Origin of the sequence: Polynucleobacter sp. JS-JIR-II-b4, from assembly GCF_018687815.1 — a bacterium.
Taxonomy (GTDB): domain Bacteria; phylum Pseudomonadota; class Gammaproteobacteria; order Burkholderiales; family Burkholderiaceae; genus Polynucleobacter.
In genome coordinates, this window is record NZ_CP061306.1 from 732,699 (window position 1) to 756,653 (window position 23,955).

21 protein-coding genes and 1 tRNA gene are annotated in these 23,955 nt (G+C 46.7%); 19 read left to right on the forward strand and 3 right to left on the reverse strand.

Going from position 1 to position 23,955, the window contains the following annotated elements:
• From ispG to ICV90_RS03820, 13 genes are all read left to right on the forward strand, one after another.
• Positions 1-1,269: a flavodoxin-dependent (E)-4-hydroxy-3-methylbut-2-enyl-diphosphate synthase gene (ispG, locus tag ICV90_RS03760; RefSeq protein ID WP_215359834.1), complete on the forward strand. Its 1,269-nt coding sequence runs from the start codon at positions 1-3 to the stop codon at positions 1,267-1,269.
• 17 nt (positions 1,270-1,286) lie between these two features.
• Positions 1,287-2,615: a histidine--tRNA ligase gene (hisS, locus tag ICV90_RS03765; RefSeq protein ID WP_215359836.1), complete on the forward strand. Its 1,329-nt coding sequence runs from the start codon at positions 1,287-1,289 to the stop codon at positions 2,613-2,615.
• 48 nt (positions 2,616-2,663) lie between these two features.
• On the forward strand, positions 2,664-3,323 hold the full coding sequence (locus tag ICV90_RS03770; RefSeq protein ID WP_215359838.1) for a tetratricopeptide repeat protein: 660 nt from the start codon (positions 2,664-2,666) through the stop codon (positions 3,321-3,323).
• Complete coding sequence (gene bamB, locus ICV90_RS03775; RefSeq protein WP_215359840.1) at positions 3,323-4,480, forward strand: outer membrane protein assembly factor BamB; 1,158 nt, start codon at positions 3,323-3,325, stop codon at positions 4,478-4,480. Before ICV90_RS03770 ends, bamB begins: the two co-directional genes overlap by 1 nt.
• On the forward strand, positions 4,477-5,841 hold the full coding sequence (gene der / locus ICV90_RS03780) for a ribosome biogenesis GTPase Der (protein ID WP_072582172.1): 1,365 nt from the start codon (positions 4,477-4,479) through the stop codon (positions 5,839-5,841). Before bamB ends, der begins: the two co-directional genes overlap by 4 nt.
• 181 nt (positions 5,842-6,022) lie before the next feature.
• The gene (hfq, locus tag ICV90_RS03785; protein WP_068321135.1) at positions 6,023-6,265 is read left to right on the forward strand and encodes an RNA chaperone Hfq; all 243 of its coding nucleotides are present in this window, start codon (positions 6,023-6,025) and stop codon (positions 6,263-6,265) included.
• Entirely contained in the window at positions 6,225-7,499 is a 1,275-nt protein-coding gene (gene hflX, locus ICV90_RS03790; RefSeq protein WP_256441486.1) for a GTPase HflX, read from the forward strand. Before hfq ends, hflX begins: the two co-directional genes overlap by 41 nt.
• On the forward strand, positions 7,489-8,988 hold the full coding sequence (gene hflK, locus ICV90_RS03795; protein WP_215359842.1) for an FtsH protease activity modulator HflK: 1,500 nt from the start codon (positions 7,489-7,491) through the stop codon (positions 8,986-8,988). Before hflX ends, hflK begins: the two co-directional genes overlap by 11 nt.
• Entirely contained in the window at positions 8,988-9,857 is an 870-nt protein-coding gene (hflC, locus tag ICV90_RS03800) for a protease modulator HflC (protein WP_215359844.1), read from the forward strand. The genes hflK and hflC overlap by 1 nt, the downstream gene beginning before the upstream one ends.
• Positions 9,858-9,877: 20 nt before the next feature.
• A complete protein-coding gene (locus tag ICV90_RS03805) occupies positions 9,878-11,041 on the forward strand; it encodes an ATP phosphoribosyltransferase regulatory subunit (RefSeq protein WP_215359846.1) in 1,164 nt (387 codons plus the stop codon).
• Between the two features lie 60 nt (positions 11,042-11,101).
• Positions 11,102-12,442 (forward strand): adenylosuccinate synthase, encoded by a 1,341-nt coding sequence (locus ICV90_RS03810; RefSeq protein WP_215359848.1) that lies wholly within the window; start codon positions 11,102-11,104, stop codon positions 12,440-12,442.
• A gap of 60 nt (positions 12,443-12,502) precedes the next feature.
• Positions 12,503-14,719 carry a malate synthase G gene (locus tag ICV90_RS03815; RefSeq protein ID WP_215359850.1) on the forward strand — a complete coding sequence of 739 codons (2,217 nt, stop codon included), beginning with the start codon at positions 12,503-12,505 and terminating at the stop codon, positions 14,717-14,719.
• 69 nt (positions 14,720-14,788) lie between these two features.
• The gene (locus ICV90_RS03820; protein ID WP_215359851.1) at positions 14,789-15,280 is read left to right on the forward strand and encodes a hypothetical protein; all 492 of its coding nucleotides are present in this window, start codon (positions 14,789-14,791) and stop codon (positions 15,278-15,280) included.
• On the opposite strand, the gene ICV90_RS03825 is transcribed toward ICV90_RS03820, so the two are convergent.
• Positions 15,267-15,782 (reverse strand): hypothetical protein, encoded by a 516-nt coding sequence (locus ICV90_RS03825; RefSeq protein WP_215359853.1) that lies wholly within the window; start codon positions 15,780-15,782, stop codon positions 15,267-15,269. The two genes, ICV90_RS03820 and ICV90_RS03825, sit on opposite strands and share 14 nt — an antisense overlap.
• A gap of 91 nt (positions 15,783-15,873) precedes the next feature.
• Here ICV90_RS03825 and ICV90_RS03830 point away from each other — a divergent pair, with 91 nt between their 5' ends.
• From ICV90_RS03830 to ICV90_RS03845, 4 genes are read left to right on the forward strand one after another with little or no spacing between them, the layout of a single operon-like run.
• Positions 15,874-17,106: an MFS transporter gene (locus ICV90_RS03830; RefSeq protein WP_251367791.1), complete on the forward strand. Its 1,233-nt coding sequence runs from the start codon at positions 15,874-15,876 to the stop codon at positions 17,104-17,106.
• A gap of 25 nt (positions 17,107-17,131) precedes the next feature.
• The gene (locus ICV90_RS03835) at positions 17,132-17,818 is read left to right on the forward strand and encodes a dienelactone hydrolase family protein (protein WP_215359854.1); all 687 of its coding nucleotides are present in this window, start codon (positions 17,132-17,134) and stop codon (positions 17,816-17,818) included.
• A gap of 5 nt (positions 17,819-17,823) precedes the next feature.
• On the forward strand, positions 17,824-18,633 hold the full coding sequence (locus ICV90_RS03840; protein WP_215359856.1) for a DUF4239 domain-containing protein: 810 nt from the start codon (positions 17,824-17,826) through the stop codon (positions 18,631-18,633).
• A gap of 17 nt (positions 18,634-18,650) precedes the next feature.
• Positions 18,651-19,151: a hypothetical protein gene (locus tag ICV90_RS03845; RefSeq protein ID WP_215359858.1), complete on the forward strand. Its 501-nt coding sequence runs from the start codon at positions 18,651-18,653 to the stop codon at positions 19,149-19,151.
• Here the strand turns inward: ICV90_RS03845 and ICV90_RS03850 are convergent.
• Together ICV90_RS03850 and ICV90_RS03855 are read right to left on the reverse strand one after the other, a co-directional pair.
• Positions 19,137-20,447 carry an APC family permease gene (locus tag ICV90_RS03850; RefSeq protein WP_215359860.1) on the reverse strand — a complete coding sequence of 437 codons (1,311 nt, stop codon included), beginning with the start codon at positions 20,445-20,447 and terminating at the stop codon, positions 19,137-19,139. The genes ICV90_RS03845 and ICV90_RS03850 overlap by 15 nt on opposite strands.
• Positions 20,448-20,533: 86 nt before the next feature.
• Positions 20,534-20,620 (reverse strand) — tRNA-Leu (locus tag ICV90_RS03855).
• A 155-nt stretch (positions 20,621-20,775) separates the two neighbouring features.
• Here ICV90_RS03855 and rnr point away from each other — a divergent pair.
• Positions 20,776-23,157 carry a ribonuclease R gene (rnr, locus tag ICV90_RS03860; protein WP_215359861.1) on the forward strand — a complete coding sequence of 794 codons (2,382 nt, stop codon included), beginning with the start codon at positions 20,776-20,778 and terminating at the stop codon, positions 23,155-23,157.
• Between the two features lie 20 nt (positions 23,158-23,177).
• The gene (gene rlmB / locus ICV90_RS03865; RefSeq protein ID WP_215359863.1) at positions 23,178-23,945 is read left to right on the forward strand and encodes a 23S rRNA (guanosine(2251)-2'-O)-methyltransferase RlmB; all 768 of its coding nucleotides are present in this window, start codon (positions 23,178-23,180) and stop codon (positions 23,943-23,945) included.
• Positions 23,946-23,955 lie beyond the last annotated feature (10 nt).

Here is a 23,955-nt window from a genome sequence, read left to right on the forward strand (position 1 = left end):
ATGAGCTCTAATCAATCGTTGCCATCACTTCCGCTAGGCCCATCCCCTAAGCGTGCAACGCGTCAAGCAACCGTTGCCTGGAAAACCAACATCATTACCGTTGGTGGAGATGCACCAGTGCGTGTGCAGTCAATGACAAATACCGATACTGCGGATGCAGTGGGTACTGCAATTCAGGTAAAGGAATTGGCCCGCGCTGGTTCGGAGATGGTGCGTATCACTGTCAATACTCCAGAGGCGGCTGCCGCAGTTCCCTATATTCGTGAGCAGTTAGACAAGATGGATGTTTTGGTGCCGTTGATTGGCGACTTCCATTACAACGGCCATACTTTATTAAACGATTTTCCGGAGTGCGCTAAAGCGCTCTCGAAGTACCGCATCAACCCAGGCAATGTGGGCAAGGGCGCCAAGCGCGATCCACAATTTGCACAAATGATTGAAGCTGCTTGCAAATACGACAAGCCTATTCGAATTGGTGTGAACTGGGGCAGCTTGGATCAAGAGCTTCTGGCTTCGATCATGGATAGCAATGCAGCCCTAACAAATCCAAAAACTGCTCAAGAAGTGATGATTGAGGCGTTGATTCAGTCGGCTTTGCAGTCGGCCGAAAAAGCAGTTGAGTTTGGTATGAACCCCGATCAAATTTTGCTTTCTTGCAAAGTCAGCAATGTCCAAGATTTGGTTGCTGTGTATCGTGATCTGTCTCGTCGCTCCGACTATCCGCTGCACTTAGGTCTAACTGAAGCAGGCATGGGCAGTAAAGGTATCGTGTCTTCAACAGCAGCAATGGGTATTTTGTTGCAAGAAGGTATTGGCGATACGATCCGCGTTTCATTGACGCCTGATCCAGGCGCTCCTCGTGAAAATGAAGTTATCGTTGCCCAAGAAATATTGCAAACCATGGGCTTGCGTAATTTCACACCGATGGTGATTGCATGCCCAGGTTGCGGAAGAACTACTAGCACTACCTTCCAGGAGTTGGCAGCGAATATCCAGTCTTATTTGCGTCAACAAATGCCTGTATGGAAGAAAACCCATCCTGGCGTAGAGAATATGAACGTCGCCGTGATGGGCTGTATCGTGAATGGCCCAGGCGAGAGTAAGCATGCCAATATTGGTATTTCATTGCCTGGAACAGGTGAAACCCCTGCTGCCCCAGTGTTTGTCGATGGAATTAAAGTCAAAACGCTGCGTGGTGAGAAAATTGCCGAAGAGTTTCAGGTGATCGTAGATGACTATGTCAAACAAAACTACGCTGCCAAGCTTTAACAAGAAGAATAATAAAAATGACTGACGAGAACAAGCAAACCAAAGTCCAGAAAATGCAAAAGATAAATGGCGTGCGCGGTATGAATGATTTACTGCCAGCAGATGCTGCGCAGTGGGCTCATCTTGAACATGTTTTACGTGATTTGACTCGTGCTTACGGCTATGAGTTTTTGCGAACACCAATCGTTGAGGCTACTGCAGTATTTCAGCGTGGCATCGGTGAGGTTACCGATATTGTTGAAAAAGAAATGTACTCCTTTGAGGATCGTTTAAACGGCGAGCAACTCACCTTACGTCCCGAGGGTACTGCCGCATTGGTGCGCTCTGTCATTGAAAACAATTTGTTGTACGAAGGGCCTAAGCGTCTTTGGTACACCGGACCTATGTTCCGTCATGAGCGCCCACAGCGTGGCCGCTATCGCCAGTTCCACCAGTTTGGTATTGAGGCCTTAGGCTTTGCCGGACCTGATATTGATGCTGAAATCATTCTGATGGGTCAGCGCTTATGGGATGAGTTAGGGTTGAAGGGCGTTCGTTTAGAAATAAACTCCCTAGGCCAGGCTCCTGAGCGTGCCGAGCACCGCGCCGCATTGGTAACTTACTTTGAGAAAAATCAAGCGCAGCTCGATGAAGATTCACAGCGCCGTCTCATTACCAATCCTTTGCGTATATTGGATTCTAAAAATCCAGAGATGCAAGCATTGATTGAGGGCGCACCAAAATTATTGGATTTTCTGGGCGAGGAGTCGCTGAAGCATTTCGATGCGGTACAGGCATTAATTAAAGCGAATAACATCCCCTGCAAAATTAATCCTCGTCTAGTTCGTGGCCTCGATTACTACAACCTCACCGTATTTGAGTGGGTGACTGATGAATTAGGTGCTCAAGGCACTATTGCTGGCGGTGGACGCTATGACCCATTAATTGAGCGTATGGGTGGCAAAGCTGCGCCAGCTTGTGGTTGGGCCATGGGTATGGAGCGGGTTCTAGAATTAATGAAGGTTTCCGGATCATTGCCAGAAGCTCAGGCTCAATGCGATATTTTTGTATTGCATCAAGGTGGCGAGACTTTGACTGCCGCCATGATCATCGCTGAACGCTTGCGGAGCGCTGGAATCGATACCATCCTATTCTGTCCTCCTGACGGTCAATCGGCCAGCTTTAAGTCCCAAATGAAGAAGGCTGATAGTAGTGGGGCTGCCTTTGCGGTCATTATTGGGCCTGATGAATTAGCCAAGAATGAGGCGCAACTCAAGGACTTGCGCGGTACGGGTGAGCAGAAGTCCGTGCCTCTGGATGATGTCTTAGGGGCGGCAATTGATGCCCTAGTAGGCGCCTCCGAATAGAATTAAGCTAATACACACTAATTACCTATTAAATGAGTTTGGATTGACATGCCTTTAGATCTAGAAGAACAAGAACAATTAGACCAATTCAAAGAGTTTTGGCAAAAGTACCGCAACCTTATTACTGGGGTCGTTACCGTTGCCTTGTTTGCTTATGCTGCATACAGTGGCTATCAATGGTGGCGCAATAGTCAGGCACTTGAAGCGTCTAAGCTTTATGAAACGATGGTTGGTGCCATTGCTAAAGGCGATAAAGATCAGACCCTGCGCGCAACAGATGACTTGCAAAAAGATTTTGGCCGTACACCATACGCAGCAATGTCTAGTTTGATCGCTGCACGAATTGCATCGGATGCAGGCGATAGCGCAAAAGCTTTGGAGTATTTGCGTTGGGCGGCAAAAAATGCATCTAATGATGGTTATCTTGGGTTGGCGAAATTACGCTTAGTAACTCAATTAATTGAGCAGGGCAGTGAAAAAGATTTTGCAGAGGCAGATCAAATCTTGAATGAGAAACCGATTGCTGGTTTTGAATCTTTATGGCTTGAGCGTCGTGGGGATTGGTATTTAGCGCAAAAGAAAAATGAGCAAGCTAAAGTAAGCTATCAAGATGCCTGGAAAAAATTAGACCAAGCAAAAGAATTCCCTGAAGAGGCGCGTCGTCTTCTCAAGGTTAAATTAGATGCTGTTGGAGGAGTTGCTCAGTGATGACTAAAGAATTGAAGCATTTACCGATGCGCTTAGGAGCCGCCTTGGTATTGGGTGCCGTGGTAATTGCTTTAGCCGCATGCTCTGGTAGCTCCAGAGTAAGGAAACCCGCTGATTTAGTGACTGTTACCAATCAATTTGATTTGCAGCCTGTATGGTCAACTAGCATTGGTTCATCTGAATCCTTTAACTTTCATCCTATTGTTGCTGGCGATGCGGTGTACGCCGCTTCTCATGGCGGGAACTTAGCGAAGATTGATTTAGCAACCGGCAATAAGCTCTGGTCTGTTTCTGTTCCTGAGCGTTTGTCTATTGGCCCCGGATCTGATGGCCGCACTACTGTAGCTGTGAGCACCAAAGGCATGGTCTACGCCTATGACGATACTGGCAAGCCGATGTGGAATGTCAGCGTTGGTAGCGAGGTATTAAGTGAGCCGGTGGTAGCCGGTGGCGTTGTCGTAGTGCGTGCGCTAGACAATCGCTTCATTGGGCTGGATGCGCTAACGGGCGCTAAAAAATGGACTTATCAGCGTCAACAGGCTGCATTGTCATTGCGTGTTGGCTACGGCATGCTGGCTATTGGCAACGAAGTCATTGTTACTGGCTTCACTGGTGGCCGCTTTGGCATGATTGCTATTGCTAATGGCGGCTTAGTGTGGGAGACACCCGTTTCTTTTCCTAAGGGCTTCTCAGAGATTGAGCGCTTAAATGATGTCACCGCTAAGCCAAGTATGGAAGGCGATATCCTCTGCGCAGTCTCTTATCAAGGACGCATTGGTTGCGGGCAGGCTCGTACAGGCAACCTTTTATGGTTCAAAGACTATTCAAGTTATACCGGCACCTCTCAAAGCACTGACATGGTTTTTTCAGCAAACGATAAGTCTTATGTCACCGCCTTTGCAACTAAAGATGGCACTCAAGTTTGGGAAAACACGCAGCTGACATTCCGTGATGTTGGTGAGTCGCTTGCGGTGGGCAGAGTGCTGCTCATGGGTGATGCTCAAGGTTATATCCATGCATTTTCACAGGCGAATGGCGAGATGGTAGCGCGTATTCGTCACGATAGTAGTCCAATCTCGGCTGCCCCCATTGCGGTAGGTGGCCTCATCTTGGTTCAATCTCAAGGTGGAAAAATAGCGGCGTACAGTCCAAAATGAATCCAGTCATCACTATCGTTGGCCGTCCCAATGTGGGAAAGTCGACTCTCTTTAATCGCTTAACGCGTTCACGTGATGCATTGGTGGCGGACTTTTCTGGCTTAACCAGAGATCGACACTACGGCAAAGGTCGTATTGGTGAGCGTGCTTTTATTTGCGTAGATACCGGTGGTTTTGAGCCAGTAGCTAAGACCGGCATTGTTGCTGAGATGGCAAAGCAGACTAAGCAAGCCGTTGCTGAATCTGACATTGTGATTTTCTTAGTTGACGGTCGTCTCGGTATGGCGCCACAAGATCGCGTCATTGCTGATTTCTTACGTAAGACTGGCCGACCAGTCATCCTCGCGGTTAACAAAACAGAAGGCATGCAGGCTGGCGTTGTCACAGCTGATTTCCATGAGCTTGGTTTAGGCGAGCCGTTCCCAATTTCTTCAGCGCATGGTGATGGTGTGCGTGGCTTGATTGACGACGCATTAGATTCCCTTGGTATTGCAGAGCCAGATGAAGATGAATTGGCTAACGATCCAAATCGTCCAATGAAGATCGCCGTAGTAGGGCGCCCTAACGTTGGCAAGTCAACATTGATTAACAAATTAATCGGTGAAGAGCGCGTCATTGCATTTGATATGCCAGGTACCACTCGTGATGCGATCGAAGTTCCGTTTGAACGCAATGGCAAGCCTTACATCTTGGTTGACACTGCAGGTTTACGTCGCCGTGGAAAAGTTTTTGAAGCGATTGAAAAGTTCTCTGTTGTTAAAACATTGCAAGCGATTGCTGACTGTAATGTGGTGATCTTGATGTTAGATGCTCAGCAAGATATTTCTGAGCAAGATGCGCACATCGCTGGATTTATTGTGGAAGCTGGCCGCGCTTTAGTGGTTGCAGTGAACAAGTGGGATGGCTTGGATGCGTATGTAAAAGAGCGTGCTCGATTGGAGATTGCACAAAAGCTCCGCTTCCTCGATTTTGCAAATGTGCACCCAATCTCCGCTAAAAAGGGTACAGGCCTTAAGGAACTCTTTAAGGATGTGGATTCTGCATATGCAGCAGCAATGGCAAAACTACCAACCCCACGCTTAACCCGTATTTTGCAAGAGGCAATTGAGCATCAACAGCCTAAACGCGTTGGTATGGGCCGTCCTAAATTGCGTTATGCCCACCAAGGGGGCATGAATCCTCCAATTGTGGTCATTCATGGCACATCCTTGAGTGGGGTGACTGATAGCTACAAGCGATACTTAGAAGGTCGCTTTAGGGATGTCTTTAAATTACGCGGTACTCCTCTGCGCATTCAGATGAATACCGCTAAAAACCCCTACGTAGAAGCGGATAAGGGTAAAAAAGGTAAAAAGCGTTAATTTGAGCTGAGTTTTATCCATCATTCGAAATGGGCTTGATTTTTTCGAAAATCAGCCCAATATAGAGGACTGATTGAGTAGTTCGTAATAAATGGTTTGTAGTGACGGTTTGCAGTGAACTGGTATTTAAAAAAGCAAGACTCCCAAAAAAGTAGCTAACAAAAGATAAATAAGGGGCAGTATGAATAACAAACAAATTCAATTACTTCAGGATCCTTTCCTCAATGCTTTGCGCAAAGAGCATGTTCCTGTTTCGATCTATCTTGTAAACGGTATTAAGTTGCAAGGCAATATTGAATCTTTTGATCAATATGTTGTCCTCTTGCGTAATACCGTGACACAGATGGTTTACAAACATGCAATCTCCACGATCGTTCCCGCTCGTGCGATTGATTTCCGTTTGGAAGAAGCTAGCCCTGTATAAAACTGGAGTAGATGCGGCACGCGCCGTTCTGGTTGGAGTAGATACAGGACGCGAGGATTTTGCGGATAGCATGGCTGAGCTCAGTCTTTTGGCTGACAGCGCCGGCTCTATCCCTGCAGCCAGCGTTATTGCACGTAAAGGCAAGACCGACCCTGCCTTGTTTATTGGTTCGGGCAAGGCTAACGAACTTAAGAGGGTGATGGAGGAGCAAGGCGCAGAGCTCGCCATCTTTAATCACCCGCTTTCCCCAACTCAGCAACGTAATCTAGAGCGCCACATTGGCTTTCATGTGATGGATCGCACGGGCTTGATTTTGGATATCTTTAGTCAAAGAGCGCAAAGTCATATTGGTAAGACTCAAGTTGAGCTTGCACAAGTCCGCTATCGCATGTCACGCTTAGTAAGAGCTTGGAGTCACTTGGAGCGTCAACGTGGCGGTATTGGTGTGCGTGGCGGTCCTGGTGAAACGCAGATGGAGTTGGATCGCCGGATGTTGGCCACTAAAGCGAAGCGCTTGGAAAATGAGCTTGAAAAGCTGCAGCGTCAGCAAAGAACCCAAAGACGTTCCCGAAATCGTCGGGATGTGTTTTCAGTCTCTTTAGTTGGATATACCAATGCCGGTAAATCGACATTATTTAATGCCCTAACCAAAGCTGGAACTTATGCAGCTGACCAGTTATTTGCCACCCTGGATACCACCTCTAGAAGGGTCCATTTGGAGGGGGTTGGTTCCATTGTCGTCTCTGACACGGTTGGATTTATCCGGGATTTGCCTCACCAGTTAGTGGAGGCTTTTAGGGCTACTTTGGATGAAACCATCCATGCCGACCTGATTTTGCATGTTATTGATGCCTGTAGCCCTGTGGCCAGGGAGCAAAAAGCGGAAGTTGAGGCGGTTTTGGAGGAAATCGGGGCAGATGACATCCCCCGTATCGAGGTCATGAATAAGATCGACCAGATGCCTCAAACCTTTACCCGTGGGGCTGTTTTAGAGCGGGATGGGGAGGGCATTCCGAGCCAGGTTTTCCTGTCAGCCAAGACGGGCTTGGGCCTTGATTTACTCCGTTCAGCCTTGGCCGAATGCTCCCAAATGACTGATAGAATAAGGGTCGAGCACAACCGTGCCAAGAAGCAATTGGCCCCGGATGAGTTTTTAGAGCCTTTACCCGAACGACCAGAAACTTCTGAATTTAATCCGATTGCCAAGCGAAGCTATTTTTCAAATGATGCGTAAATTTCTCGACCTGTTTTCGGTCAATGATCCAGGTTGGGGCAATAGCCACAATTCCAGTGGATCCAAAGATGCCAAAGATGGGCAGGGAAATGAACAAGCTCCCAAGGCAGATCCAGAAACCAATAAACCGGTAGAAACTCAACCAACGAATCAGCCAGCGAAGCCAGATGGCCCACCAGACTTGGACGAGCTATGGCGCGACTTCAATGACAGAATTGCCGGCATCTTTGGTGGCAAGAAAACACCAGGTGCAACAGGTAGCCCTACTGGCAAGCCAACGAATAAACCAAACAGCACTGATATTCCTCCACCTTCGCAACGCGGAAATGGCGGTAGCGGCGGCATCAATACTCCTAACTTTAATTTCAGCAATCCATTTGGATCGAAAGCGAGCATTCTGGTTGCTGGGGCGCTGGTCTTCTTTGTGTGGATCTGCAGTGGCTTCTTCATTATTCAAGAAGGGCAGGCCGGCGTTATTCTGACTTTTGGTAAGTACGATTACACCGCTAAGCCTGGTATTAATTGGCACATGCCTTGGCCGATTCAGTCTGAGGAGACTGTCAATCTCTCAGGCGTTCGCTCGGTAGAGGTCGGTCGTCCTGTATTGATCAAGGCCACCAATCAAAAAGATTCTTCAATGCTTACCGAAGATGAAAACATCATCGACGTGCGTTTTGCTGTGCAATACCGCCTTAAAGATCCTACAGATTATTTATTTAATAACCGTGATCCCGATACTGCAGTGGTTCAAGCGGCAGAAACTGCGGTGCGTGAGATAGTTGCCCGCAGCAAAATGGATACTGTGTTGTATGAGGGGCGCGAAAAGATTGGTATTGATTTAGCCAACTCAATTCAGAAGATTTTAGATAGCTACAAAACGGGCATATACGTGACCAGTGTGACCGTGCAAAACGTTCAACCACCCGAACAAGTTCAAGCAGCGTTTGACGATGCAGTAAAGGCGGGTCAAGACCAGGAGCGTCTGAAGAGCGAGGGTCAGGCTTACGCCAATGACATTATTCCGCGCGCCAAAGGTACTGCAGCCCGTCTGATTCAGGAGGCTGAGGGTTATAAGGCTCGTGTAGTTGCTACCGCAGAGGGTGATGCCACCCGCTTTAAGCAAATCTTGGTGGAGTACTCGAAGGCGCCACAGGTAACGCGTGATCGTATGTATATCGATAGCATGCGCGAGATGTATAACAACGTCACCAAAATCCTAGTTGATACCACTAAGAGTAATAGTCTTTTATACCTTCCGCTCGATAAGATCGTTGCACAGGTGAGCGCTGAAAGTGCTCAAGCAGCAAATACACAAGTAAATCAGTCTGGTACAAATACTCCGACTGGGAGCGTGACAGTGGGTGGTGCTACTGGAGTAAATACACCATCCCCAGCTTCTAGTGCTACTCCTGCAACGCCAGCACCAGCTGTCAATAGCTCTAGCGATAAACGTGATGGCCTCCGTAGTCGTGATCGGGAGTCCAGATAATGAATGCCAATCGTTTAATTGCAGCAGGTATTGGCTTTATTGCGCTGATATATGTTCTGTCTTCTAGTATTTTTGTTGTAGACCAACGTAAGTTTGCTGTGGTGTTCTCATTTGGGCAAATTGTTCGAGTGATTGAGAAGCCGGGCATACAAATGAAGTTTCCAGCGCCATTTGAAAACGTGCGTTTCTTTGATCGCCGTATTTTGACAATCGATAATCCAGAAGCAGAGCGTTTTATTACTGCTGAGAAGAAAAACTTATTAGTAGATTCTTATGTGAAGTGGCGCATTGTCGATCCACGGAAGTTCTTTATTAGCTTCAAAGGCGATGAGCGCTTAGCTCAGGACCGCTTAACTCAATTAGTTCGTTCCGCCCTGAATGAAGAGTTTACGAAACGCACTGTGCGTGAGTTAATTTCTGATCAGCGTGAAGAGGTGATGCAGGGTATTCGTAAAAAAGTCGCTGATGATGCTGCTGATATCGGTGTAGAGATTGTTGATGTGCGCTTGAAGCGTGTTGATCTCTTAGCGGAAATCAGTGATTCTGTTTATCGTCGTATGGAAGCAGAGCGTAAGCGTGTAGCGAATGAGCTCCGATCTACTGGTGCTGCAGAGTCCGACAAGATTCGCGCGAATGCAGAGCGTCAACGCGATACGATCTTGGCAGAGGCCTATCGCGATGCCCAAAAGATTAAAGGCGCTGGCGATGCTAAAGCAACAGCACTCTATGCAGAAGCATTTGGGCGCGATCCTCAGTTTGCCCAGTTCTATCAAAGCCTAGAGGCCTATAGAAGTTCTTTCAAGGATAAGAAAGACATTATGGTGGTTGAGCCGAATGGCGAGTTCTTCAAGTTCCTGCACAAAAAATAAGAAAGCGAATAGTCCACATCATGAATCGCTGGTTACTTCCTGAAGATATTGCAGACGTTTTGCCAGCGCAGGCTCGCAAAGTGGAGTCATTGCGTCGTGCCATTTTGGATTTGTATCAGTCCTATGGCTATGAGTTGGTTGCGCCTCCGATTCTGGAGTTTTTAGACTCTCTATTGACCGGTACTGGTTCCGATCTTAATCTGCAGACCTTCAAATTAGTAGATCAACTCTCTGGCCGTACTTTAGGCCTACGTGCTGATATAACCCCGCAAGTAGCCCGCATTGATGCGCACCTATTAAATCGTGATGGCGTTACTCGTCTTTGCTATGCCGGATCTGTTGCGCACGCTCGCACACCAGTTGGGAGCTCAGCGCGCGAAGAGTTGCAGTTGGGCGCCGAGATTTATGGTTGTGCGACTTGGGAAGCGGATCTAGAAGCTATTACCTTATTGCTCAAAACGCTTTCAGTTGCGGGCTTAAAGAAAGTTTATCTCGATTTATCGCATGCCGGCATTCTGACGGGCATCTTAGATGGTCAGAACTTAGATAAAGAAACCATTGAGACCTTATATGGATTGTTGCAAAGTAAAGATCGTCCTCGCTTAAGTCAGTGGGCGGCGTGTTTACCTGCAAATGTTGCTAAAGCACTAATGGCTTTGACCGAGTTAAATGGCCCTTGCGCTGAAGTATTGGCAAAGGCTAAGAAAGGCCTGCCTAAGCACGTAGCAATTGACCAAGCTTTGGCAGACCTGGAGCGTTTGGTTTTGGCTGCGGCGAAGTTATCTGTCAACTTAGAGCTCAGTATTGATTTGGCCGATCTTCGTGGCTATCAATATCACAGTGGTGTGATGTTCGCGGCTTATGTTGATCAATTGCCTCAGCCCATTGCCAGAGGTGGTCGTTACGATCATGTAGGTCAGGCCTTTGGTCGTCCTCGTCCTGCAACTGGGTTCTCATTAGATCTTTTGACTCTAGCAAACTTGTCACCATTGAATGTGCGCAAGACGGCAATTATTGCTCCTTGGATAGAGGATGCTGAGTTAAGCAGGGCAATCGCCACTTTGAGAAGTCAGGGCGAAGTAGTGATACAGATTCCAGTGGGAGCGGTAGCTCAAGCTGCCGAGTATGAATGTGATCGAGAGCTGGTGAAGCAGGGCAGTTCTTGGGAAGTAAAAAAGAAGTAAAGCAATCAATTTGGCGTTAAGTAGTTAACTTATTTTGTAATTATCTTTTTGGATTTCATTATGTCTTCAAAGCAGCAAACCAAAGGTCGTAACGTAGTTGTCATTGGCACTCAGTGGGGTGATGAAGGCAAGGGTAAGGTAGTGGATTGGTTGACTGACCATGCACAAGCAGTAGTTCGCTTTCAAGGTGGACACAATGCTGGCCATACCTTAATCATCGGCGACAAGAAGACCATTCTGCGCTTGATTCCTTCTGGAATCATGCATAAAAACGTGATTTGCTATATCGGTAATGGCGTGGTGCTTTCACCAGAGGCGCTCTTTAAAGAGATCGGCGAGCTCGAGGCTGCTGGTTTAGATGTTCAGTCTCGACTCAAGATTTCTGAGGCAACCACTTTAATTCTGCCATATCACGTAGCTATTGATCATGCTCGCGAGAAAAAGCGCGGTGAGGCTAAGATCGGGACTACTGGCCGCGGCATTGGACCTGCGTATGAAGATAAAGTAGCGCGTCGTGCTTTGCGTGTGCAAGACTTGTTCTACCCAGAAAAATTTGCAGAGCAGTTGCGTGAGAACTTGGAATATCACAATTTCATGCTCACGAATTACTATGGTGCTGAGCCAGTCAGCTACGAGAAGACTTTAGCCGAAGCGATGTCTTATGCAGAGCGTCTCAAGCCAATGGTGGTGGATGTGTCCAGCGCTTTGTATGCTGCCGAGCAATCTGGCCAAAATCTATTGTTCGAAGGTGCGCAGGGCACATTGCTCGATATTGATCACGGCACCTATCCCTATGTAACCTCCAGTAACTGTGTAGCAGGTAATGCTGCTGCAGGTTCAGGAGTTGGACCAGACTCCTTGCAATACATTCTAGGTATTACGAAGGCGTATTGCACACGCGTTGGTGCAGGTCCATTCCCAAGTGAGCTGTATGACCATGACAATCCAGCAAGACAAGATCCGATTGGCGTGCGTTTGGCTGAAGTGGGTAAAGAATTTGGTTCTGTCACTGGCCGCCCACGTCGTACTGGCTGGCTAGATGCTGCTGCATTGAAGCGCTCGATTCAGATTAACGGCTTATCTGGTCTTTGCATTACTAAGTTAGATGTCCTTGATGGCTTTGAAACTATCCGCTTATGCGTTGGTTATAACCTTGATGGCAAGAAGTTAGATGTATTGCCACGTGGTGCAGAATCAGTTGCCCGTTGCGAGCCAATTTATGAGGATTTCTCGGGCTGGAAGGGTACAACCTTCGGCATTCGCGAGTGGGATAAGTTGCCTGCAGAGGCTCAAAAGTTCCTGCGTCGTATCGAGGAAGTGGCTGGTAAGCCGATTGCAATGGTATCAACAGGCCCAGAGCGTGATGAAACCATTCTTCTCCAGCATCCTTTCCAGGATTGATGGAAAATATTTAATTAACCATATTTATTAACTTTCGCTTTAGAGACAAAGGTTCACAACATGACTGCGCGCACTACTTGCAATAGCCTCCAGGTGGCAACTCCCTTATATCGATTCATCGAAGACAAAGTACTTCCAGGTACCGGTATTAAGAGTGCCGATTTTTGGAAAGGTTTTGATGAGATCGTGAAAGACCTCACACCAAAAAATGATGCCTTGCTCGCAAAGCGCGACCGCATTCAGTTGGATTTGGACAAATGGCACCAAGCCAATCCAGGCCCAATCAAGGATATGCCTGCATACCGTAAGTTTTTGAAAGAGATCGACTACTTAGTTGATGTCCCAGGAAAAATTACTGCAACCACCAAGAATGTAGATGATGAGTTGGCTCTGCAAGCTGGTCCTCAATTAGTGGTCCCGGTACTTAATGCACGCTATGCCTTAAATGCTGCTAATGCACGTTGGGGCTCTTTATACGATGCCCTCTATGGCACTGATGTTCTCTCAGAAGAAGATGGCGCAACCAAGACTGGCGCTTACAACCCAATTCGTGGCGCAAAAGTAGTTGCATACGCTCGTAATTTCTTGGATCAGGCTGCGCCTTTGGCAAAAGGTTCACACCGTGATTCAGTTGCTTATTCTGTTGATGGTAATAAGCTGTCCGTTAAATTAAAAGACGGCACTACAACAGGTTTGGCTGATGAGAAGCAATTTGTTGGTTACCAAGGTGAGGCAGCAACACCAAGCTCTATCTTGTTGCGCAATAACGGTGTTCATATTGATATTGAAATCAATAAGACAAAAACGATTGGTGCTAGCGATCCTGCAGGCATCAATGATGTTGTGCTTGAGGCTGCGCTCTCCACTATCTTGGATTTGGAAGACTCGATTGCTGCCGTTGACGGTGACGACAAGGTTCTTGCTTATGAAAACTGGCTAGGCATCTTAAAAGGTACTTTAGTTGAGGAAGTGAAGAAGGGCGATAAGACGATTACTCGCTCACTAAACCCAGATCGTAAGTACAAGGCCGGTATCGGCGCTGTTGATGCAAAAGACGGTGTGGTAACTTTGCATGGCCGTTCACTCTTGTTCCTGCGTAATGTTGGTCATTTAATGACAAACCCAGCCATCATTACTGGCGAAGGTAAAGAAATCTACGAAGGTATCTTGGATGCGGTAGTGACTGTATTGATTGCTTTATACGACATCAATCGTCCAGCAAGCCAAACCATTGGTAATACTCGCAAGGGTTCTGTTTATATCGTGAAGCCAAAAATGCATAGCCCAGAAGAAGTGGCTTTTGCAGGCGAGCTCTTTGGGCGTGTTGAGAAATTACTTGGCTTACCAGTAGACACTGTGAAACTGGGCATCATGGATGAAGAGCGTCGTATGAGCGCCAATATCAAAGCAGCTATTGCTGCTGCTGGCGCGCGCGTAGCCTTCATCAATACTGGCTTCCTGGACCGTACTGGTGATGAAATGCACACAGCGATGTATGCAGGTCCAATGATGCGTAAAGGTGATATGAAAACCAGCAAGTGGTTATCCGCTTACGAGCGTCGTAACGTATTTGCAGGATTGGATTGTGGCTTGCGTGGCCGTGCTCAAATCGGTAAAGGTATGTGGGCAATGCCAGACATGATGAAGGCCATGGTTGAGCAGAAGATTGTTCACCCTAAAGCGGGCGCAAATACCGCTTGGGTACCATCGCCAACGGCAGCAACCTTGCATGCGCTTCACTACCATCAAGTAAACGTAGCTGAACTCCAAAAAGAAATGGAAAAGCTCGATACAGCAGCTGAAGCTGAAGCGTTAATTAACGACTTGTTGACTATTCCAGTAGTTGAGAATGCTAACTGGTCTAAGGATGAGATTCAGCAAGAATTAGATAACAACTGCCAAGGTATCTTGGGTTATGTGGTTCGTTGGATTGACCAAGGTGTTGGTTGCTCTAAGGTTCCTGATATTCATAACGTAGGCTTGATGGAAGACCGTGCGACTTTGCGTATCTCCAGCCAGCACATCGCTAACTGGTTGCTCAATGGCATTGTGACTGCTGATCAAGTCAACGAGAGTTTGCAACGTATGGCTAAAGTGGTTGACGGTCAAAATGCCGGTGATTCTTTGTATCAGCCAATGATGCCTAACTACCAAGATTCATATGCCTATAAAGCGGCGAGTGACCTGATTTTCAAAGGTCTTGAGCAGCCTAATGGCTATACAGAACCTTTGTTGCATGCATGGCGCTTAGAGGTTAAGAAGGCTCAAGCTAAGTAAGTACGCTAAGCCTCTAAAAAGAATGGATTTGCCCATAAAGCAAATCCATTTTTTATTGGGCACAATCAAATGTTTGGATTTCTAAACCCCTTCTCTAAATCTTCTCAGTTTCCATTTCAATTGAATGATGGCGGTAGGGAGGCGGCTGGCTTTAAAGGCGGCGCAGGAGATTGCGTTGTGAGATCCATTGCCATTGCCGCAAGCCTGCCTTATATGCAGGTCTATGAGGATTTAAGACTGGCAAATGAGAGTTACGCCCAACTAAAAAATGACCGCCTTGCTAAAAGGCTCAATGTCAAAGGTTCATCACCCAGGAATGGCAATCATCGGAATGTATTTCATGATTACATTGTGGGTTTAGGTTTTGAATGGGTGCCCACCATGAAAGTAGGGGCGGGCTGTCAGGTACATCTACGCCCTGAGGAGCTGCCCAAAGCAATACTAATTGCTAAAGTTTCCAAGCATCTCACGGCAATTATTGATGGCGTGATTCACGATACACACAACCCATCCAGGGGCGGTAATCGTTGTGTCTATGGGTACTACATTAAGAAGCGGTAGGATCGTTTTGATGGTGCTTGAGGTTCCAGGCTGCCTTATAAGAGCTAGTCATTCCAATCATGCCTGAAGTTGTCCATGCAATGGAGAATAGTCCGGAGAAGGAAATAAAGAAAGCCAGACTTTTCCAGCCTGCCGGCAGGACATCCGGAACAAAGCCTACGGTGGTGTAGCAACTCCCCGCAAACATTAAGGCCTGTATGCCACTGTCAATTAAACCTATCTGCGTAATGTAAACCGCCCAGATAACAATCTCTATGAGATGAATAATGGCAATGAAGAGAAATGATAGGTAGAAATGAAAAAATACCCAGTCGTATTGTTTTTTCTTGAGGTTTTTATTGGTAAATTTCTCAAAACGCATGATGACATAATTAATGCCACTGCCATGAAAAAATAGAATAATGATCAGGCCCGCTATCCCATAAAAAGCATCCCTAATTAGCGGAAGAAGGGGGATCCCCACGAGGGTTGATTGGGTTATATCGTCGGGGGTGATTAGCATAAATTTATTGGGATATTAATCAAGTTCAGATCAGCAAATATTCTTACCAGGGTTGATAATGGCATATCAAATAACCCAAGTAAAGTAGCCCTTGAATAATGCCTCCCACACAGCCGAAATGAAGAAGCAAGAACGCTTCTTTTTATTTTCATTGGCGGGTATTCAGTTCACCCATATCCTGGATTTCATGATCATGATGCCATTGGGCCCTGATTTCATTCGGGAGCTCAATATCAATACGCATCAATTTGGTCTGCTGCTGTCTTCTTACACTTTTGCCGCTGCGATCGCAGGTGTATTTGCCACCTATTACATTGATCGATTTGAGCGTAGGCAGTTGCTTCTGCGTTTGTATATTTGCTTCATTATTGCAACGATAGCTTGTGGGTTTGCTCCAAACTATCACATGCTATTTATCGCCCGTGCATGCGCAGGTGCCTTTGGAGGCATTCTAGGATCTTTGGTGCAAACGATTGTGGCTGATAGCATTCCTTTTGAACGCAGAGGTAAGGCGCTGGGTACGGTCATGGCTGCTTTCTCCGTTTCAACTGTTGCAGGCGTACCTTTAAGTTTGTTCTTGGCCAACCACATTAGCTTTTTAGGCTGGCGCGCTCCGTTTATGTTTATTGGACTCATCTCCATATTGATTCTATTGATTGGATATCGCTATATCCCTAAAATTTCTGGGCATTTGCATCACGTCCAGGAGGGTAGTCGCTTCAAGCAAATCTACGAAGTCTTTGTTGCCCATCGTCATCTACGCGCCTTTCTGTTTGTGGGGCTAATTATGCTGACTGGATTTACTGTCATTCCTTATATTGCCCTCTATCTGACCGCTAACGTTGGGATCGAAAATTCCTACATTTCCCTGATCTATCTTTGTGGTGGTTTGGCGACCTTGATGAGCTCTAGATTTATTGGACACATGGCGGATAAATATGGCAAGGTCAAAGTATTTCGCATACTAGCCATCATTAGTTTGATACCGATCTTAGTAACAACCAATTTAATACCGGTTCCTTTATGGGTGGTACTTGTTAATCAGACCGCTTTCTTTGTCTTGATTTCTGGCCGAATGATTCCGGCCATGGCTATTGTGAGCCAAATGGTAGAGCCCAAAATTCGGGGAACCTTTATGAGCTTAATTGGCTCAGTTCAGATGTTAGCTTCAGGCATAGCATCAGTAGTAGCAGGCCTAGTGGTCACAATTACAACTAATGGCAGGATGGAGCATTACAACCTAGTTGGATATGGGGCTGCCATTTGTGGCTTGCTCACTTTTTGGGTTGTGGGATATATTCATTCTGATACGAAAAAAGCGTAAGAACTAAAGAACATAAGGAGACCTCATGATTGAATTTAAAAGACCCGATGGACAGACGGTACAGGGTTACTTGGCTGAGCCAGTTGATAAAGCAACCGCTCCTGGCGTGGTCGTTATTCAGGAGTGGTGGGGTCTTGATGATGAGGTGAAGGCGGTTGCTGATCGCCTTGCTAAAGCAGGGTATCGCGCATTAGTTCCGGATTTATATCGTGGCAAGTTGGCGATTGAAGCCAATGAAGCTGAGCATTTAATGGGCAACCTAAACTTTGGTGATGCGGCTGGTCAAGATATTCGAGGTGCAGTTCAGTACTTAAAAGCTACTGGTAGCGCAAAGGTAGCAGTAACCGGATTTTGTATGGGTGGTGCGCTGACCATTTTGGCTGCTTGCAATGTGCCGGAGCTCGATGCCTCTATAGTTTGGTACGGCAATCCTCCTTTGGAATATGTCAATGCGGATGCTATTAGCAAGCCAATGTTAGGCCACTGGGCTATGCATGATGAGTTCTTCCCAATTGCTGGTGTAGACCAGTTGGAGCAAAAGCTAAAACAAGCAGGCGTGGATTATGAATTTCACCGCTACGATACAAAGCATGCCTTTGCAAACCCCAAATCGGATGCACGCGGATTGGCTCCCCTAAAGTACAACGCTGAAGCAGCACAGCTAGCCTGGGAGCGTACACTTCATTTTCTACAAAAAAATATCAATAGCTAGGTCTTATGAGTACTCCTTCCAAAGAAAGCCTATTCTTTAATTGGATATACAGAAGAAGTAATATCCAAATTCTGATATTGCTGATTATCTTTTTTGTCACCTTGCTCGATGTGATGCCGCGTGCTTTGCAACACATCCCGATCTTTGCGCCCACACAAGATAGCACCCGATTGGGTTTGGGTCTTTTTGGATCCATCATCACGCTTAGCGGATTGTTGATTGGTTTTTTGCTCAATCAAGCACAAAGCAATTTTCGTGAGGTGCAAACACTAGTATCGCAAGAGGCTGGACGCATTAATAACCTAGATCGTCTCCTGACCCGATTTGGCGATCCATCCATTGCGCCTATTCGTGTTGAGCTATTTGACTATATGAACTCGATTGTGAATGACGAGTGGGCTCTATTGCAAAAGGGTGAAGGCAGCTCCAAGACCCATATGTTGTGGCGCGGGATTTCTAGACAATTGATGTCAATTGAACCCCAAACTAATCGTCAAACGGCAATGTATACCGATATCATCAAAAAATCTGAAGAGGTTGCTGAGAGTAGGGAAGCTCGCATTGAGCGTTCGAATATCCGCTTGCCGGGTTTATTTTGGATAGTCATTTTGATCTGTATGTTCGCATTGATGGGCATTAATACTCTCTTCTTGCCCTCAGATTCATTCTTCTTGGGGTTGAAAATCTTGCCTATCACCATGGGTGCGCTGATATCTTTGTTAGTGATAACCGATCAGCCGTTTAAGGGTCAGAATTCAGTTAAGCCCGACTCTTTTTATAAAATTATCGAATCTATTAAAACTCGTAAAGAGTAATATTTTCCTGAATCACTATGCACTTATTTTCTGAAAATCTCGCCGTAGAAATTTCTTCTTATTACCGTAATTTAGCTTTGGGGCATGGAGTTGTTCCAAAGGTATTTACTTTGGTAAATAGCGAGGGAGATCAATACCTATTCTTTATTGATGATCTTCCCATGAAGAGTGACGATGAGCAGAATCAATTTCTTGCATACATCGTGCAAGCACATGAGGCCGTTTGCTATGCCCGCGGGACCTTGGTCATTGTTGAAAAGAATCAACAATTTATTGAGTTTGCAGTCATTGATCGGGATGATGTGGAGGCTATTGTTTGCTCAGCCCAGCTCACTAGGGATATGGACGATAAGCCAATATCCCTGGGTGAGTTTGATAAGACCTTGGTGAAGAAGGGCTCCATCATCTTTGGCGGTCTTTTTGAGTCGATTCAACTGTCAGAAGACAAGACCGAAGATTTTGAAAGCCTGTGGGTGGAGATGAAATCTAAAATCTTGCACCGCTCAATGGGGCTTTAATTTCTTCCTCAGAAATTTACGAGAAGTTGCTTCAATTGCAAAAGATCCGATTAGGGCGATCACTAGAGCAATTGCACTATTTGGCGCAGTCTCGATCACATTGATAAATAGGGTGGTAAACAAACTCAGGTTGATGATGATTGCGGCCCAGAGCGGCCATAGTTTTGCGCCAGTTTGTTTGCGTACGCGAATGTGTCCGTAAGTAATAGCGGCATACACCAATAAAAAGGCAAGACTCGCCATTTTGCCCACAACATCCAGCGGAAATGCCAAGACCAAAGCAATCACTAAGAATGCAGACACAGTTAATGCACGAAACTCTGTTTTTAAGACCGAGTCACCTAGGGCTTTAGAAACAGAATTTTTGTGTGCCATATCAGCTGCAATATTGGATGCGGCAAAAATAGTGGCGTTGAGCGCAGCGGCACAGGCCAAGAGGGCGGAGGCACCAATCACAATAAAGCCTGCTTTCCCAGATACGATTTGAGCTGCATCGGCCAATACGTGACCGTTGTAGATTGCCATTTGAGCGGGTGAAAGTAGCAGTATCACTGCGGTACTAACTAGTACATAAGCAATCGTTACTAAAATCAGCGCTGAGAACATAGCAAGAGGCAGCTCTTTTTGGGGTTCTCGCATGGCATTGGAGGAGTTTGTAACTACGCCGAAACCTTGGTAGTTGATATACAAGATACCGGTAGCAATCGCAATGCCATTGAGAGACCAGCCAGAAAACTGATATGCGCCAATATCGGCTGCATGAATGCCTTCAACAGAAAACAGTAGCAGGGCAAGTGTGACAAAGCCAATCGCTAACATTTCTGCCTTACCAACAATATTGGTACCCAATAAGTTAATGCCGGCACAAAGAATGACAATAACGGCGCCAACTATTTTTACCTCTAGTGAAGTTAGATTTCCGCCTAGTAAAGTGTTTGCGTATTCCGAGAAGCCGGCAGCGTAAAGAGCGGCTGCAATGAGATAGGCAATGTATTGGAATATATTCAGACCACCAGAAATGACCCCAGGACCAAAGCTCATCACCGTGAATGTCGCGGCGCCTCCGCTGCTGGGAAAAGTGGCGCCTAATTTGGCGTAAGAGTAGACCGAAAACGAGGCAGCTATAGCACCAACTAAAAAGGCTAGGGGAATATGCGATCCCGCATGGGCGCCAGCGGTACCCAGAAGGGAAAACAACCCAGCACCCATCATTCCGCCAATGCCTAGAGCGGTAGCCGAAAAAAGACTAATTCGATTGCTTGTCTGGCTCGAATTCTTGAGTAGAGTGGGGTTCAATTGGCTTTAAGCGTTTGTTTATTGGCGGGATGCAACAATAGAAGGAAACCTCATGTTAAGGGTCTTAGGGGTGACTTTAAGCTATTTGGTGCCCAGGAAGGGACTCGAACCCCCACAACCTTACGATCGCCAGCACCTGAAGCTGGTGCGTCTACCAATTTCGCCACCTGGGCATGCCTTTATTATAGAGGGATGAGCATTTCTTGGTCATTTCTGGCCTGATTTGGCTTTTTCCCTTCAGACTTGGTGGTTTGATACAGTAGCCTTATTCATAACAAAAATAGATATCAGCAGATATATACAGGGCATGTATTGCCGAAGGAATTAAATGCGTAAAGCAAAAGACTTGGTGCCACGTGAGGCTGACCGTTTGGGAACAGTTCAGGGGCATCGAGATGGATTTGGATTTGTCATTCCCGATGATGGTGGCGAAGATATCTTTCTATCCGAAAGAGAAATGTCTCGCGTCATGCACGGAGATAGAGTCAACGTCAGAGTATTGGGAACAGATCGACGTGGTCGTCCAGAAGGGCAGATTGTTGAAGTAGTTCTGCACGCTAATAAAGTAGTGATTGGCCGCCTCTTAAATGAAAACGGTGTTCTGATTGTTGCGCCTGAAGATAAGCGCATTGGTCATGACATTTTGATTCCGCCTAAGGGTCAAGGACAGGCGAAGCTAGGTCAGGTTGTCAGCGTAGAGATTATTGATTACCCAGATAGTTATCGTCAGGCAGTTGGACGTGTAGTTGAAGTATTGGGTGAGATTGACGATCCCGGTATGGAAATTGAAATCGCTGTACGTAAGTATGGCGTCCCCCATGAATTTTCTGCTGCCGCCATGAAAGAGGCTGCGGCATTGCCAGACACAGTCCAGCAATCTGATCTAGAAGGCCGCGTTGATTTACGTGATGTGCCTTTGGTCACCATTGACGGTGCTGATGCACGTGACTTTGATGATGCTGTCTATTGTGAGCCGGTCATGTATGGCCAGACCAAAGCCTGGCGCCTGATCGTGGCGATTGCTGACGTATCTCATTACGTCAAACCAGGTCAGCCATTGGATGACGAGGGATTACTGCGTGCTACTTCAGTCTACTTCCCAAGACGCGTTATCCCAATGCTTCCAGAGAAGATCTCCAATGGTCTTTGCTCACTCAATCCAGGCGTAGACCGCCTGTGTATGGTGTGTGATTCTGTCGTAGATAACAACGGTATTGTGTTGGCTTACCAGTTTTACCCAGCGGTAATGCACTCAGCACAACGTTTTACTTATGACACTGTTTGGGAAATTCTTTCTAACAGCAAGGGTCCTGAAGCAACACGCTTTGCCCAGTTCCGCCCACTGCTGGGTAACCTATATTCGCTTTATAAGATTCTATTGGCTGCTCGTGAGAAGCGGGGTGCTATTGAGTTTGAAACTACCGAGACTCAAATTATTAGCAATGAGCTTGGCAAGATACTGCGCATTGAGCCACGTCTTCGCAATGATGCCCACCGCTTAATTGAAGAGTGCATGTTGACTGCAAACGTTTGTGCAGCTGACTTTATTGAAAAAAATAAGCACCTTAGCCTCTATCGCGTGCACGGTGAGCCATCTGAGGAGAAGTTGGTTACTTTGCGCCAAGTTCTGAGAACTTCAGGTCTGTCATTAGGCGGTGGCGATAAACCTAAGCCACGTGACTACGCTAAATTAATGCGTGAAATTAAAGAGCGCCCCGATGCCAATATGCTGCAGTCAGTAGTATTGCGCTCCATGCAACAAGCGATGTACCAGCCCGACAATGAGGGCCACTTTGGCTTGGCTTACCCAGCTTACTCACATTTCACAAGCCCGATCCGCCGTTATCCCGATTTGCTAACGCATCGCGTGATCAAGTCGATTCTTCAGAAAAAACCATACGTGCCGGTATTGCCGCCGAAGGTTCCACTCAATCTCACTTTGCCACGTAAAGGTAAGGGTCGTGAGAATGCAGTCAATGCCAAGAAATCCCAAAGCGATGCCAAAGCAGGGGCAGCCAAAGGCACTAAGCCACCTAAGGGTGCTAATGCCGCATTGCCAATCTGGGGCCAATTGGGCGTTCATTGCTCATCCAACGAGCGTCGTGCTGATGAAGCTTCACGTGATGTAGAGGCTTGGCTCAAGTGCTACTACATGCGTGACCATTTAGGTCAAGAATATGCTGGCACTGTCACCGGCGTTGCAAACTTTGGTTTATTTATTCAGCTAGAGAATCTCTTTGTCGAAGGCATGGTGCATGTCACTGAGCTTGGTGGAGATTACTTCCAATACGACGAAGCGCGCCAAGAGTTGCGTGGAGAGCGTACTGGTATTCGTTATCGCTTAGGTGATCGTTTGCATGTGTTGGTCAGTCGCGTTGATTTAGATGCGCGCAAGATTGAATTTAGTCTCGTCAAATCCGTTGGCGCAGAGCCAGGCGGCTCTTCTAACCGTCGCCAGTTGTTGTTGGCAACGGATACCGGTAGACCCAATAAAAAAGTAGCCCCTCAAAGAGGTCGTTCTGACAACAAGGTTCCACAAAAGCCAAGTGGCATCAATGTTAATGCAGCTAAATCTGCTGGAACTCTGGGTGCTAACCAGTCAAAGAGTAAAGCCACTCGCAAAAATGGCAAGGCAAAGCCTGGTAGAACCGTCGGCAAGCCTGCAGGCAGTAAGCCTCCAGTTCGCAGCACTAAAGCACGCCGTAAATAAAGATTGAATAGAAAAATAAGATGAAGCAAATACTAGTAGGATTTCATGCGGTACAAGCGCGCTTAAGGGTGGACCCAGATAGCTTGAAGTCTGTGTACTTTGACTCGGGTCGACGTGATAGACGCATGGGGGATTTTTTAAAGCAAGCCGAAGAGATTTTGGGTGAGCGTTTGCATGCAGCAGATGCAGAGCGCCTCCATAAGTTGACAGGGCATGATCGTCACCAAGGTGTTGTTGCTTTGGCTGAAAAAATGACTGTGGCACGCACTGTCACTGAAGTGGTTGAGGATGCTGAGAGTGCTCAGAAAAAACCATTGTTTTTGGTTTTAGATGGCATTACTGATCCCCATAACTTTGGTGCTTGCTTGCGTGTAGCAGATGGCTCTGGCGTAGATGCTGTAGTGGTTCCCAAGGATCGCTCCGCATCGGTTAATGCTACCGTTAGCAAGGTATCTAGTGGTGCATCAGAAGTGATGCCAGTCATTACGGTGACCAACCTCGTTCGCAGCATGAAAGAAATGCAAGAAGCGGGTGTTTGGTTAATTGGAACGGATGACGAGGCTACTAAATCGATCTATGACATCGATCTCACCGGCCCGATTGCGATTGTGATGGGGGCTGAAGGTGAGGGGATGCGTCGCCTTACAAAAGAAACCTGTGATGAGCTAGTGCGTATCCCTATGCAGGGTGTTGTGTCTAGTTTGAATGTATCTGTTGCAAGTGGCGTATGCTTATATGAGGCATTAAGACAGCGCCTAGCTAAAGTATCTGACAAAGCTGCCAAGTAAAACAAGGAGC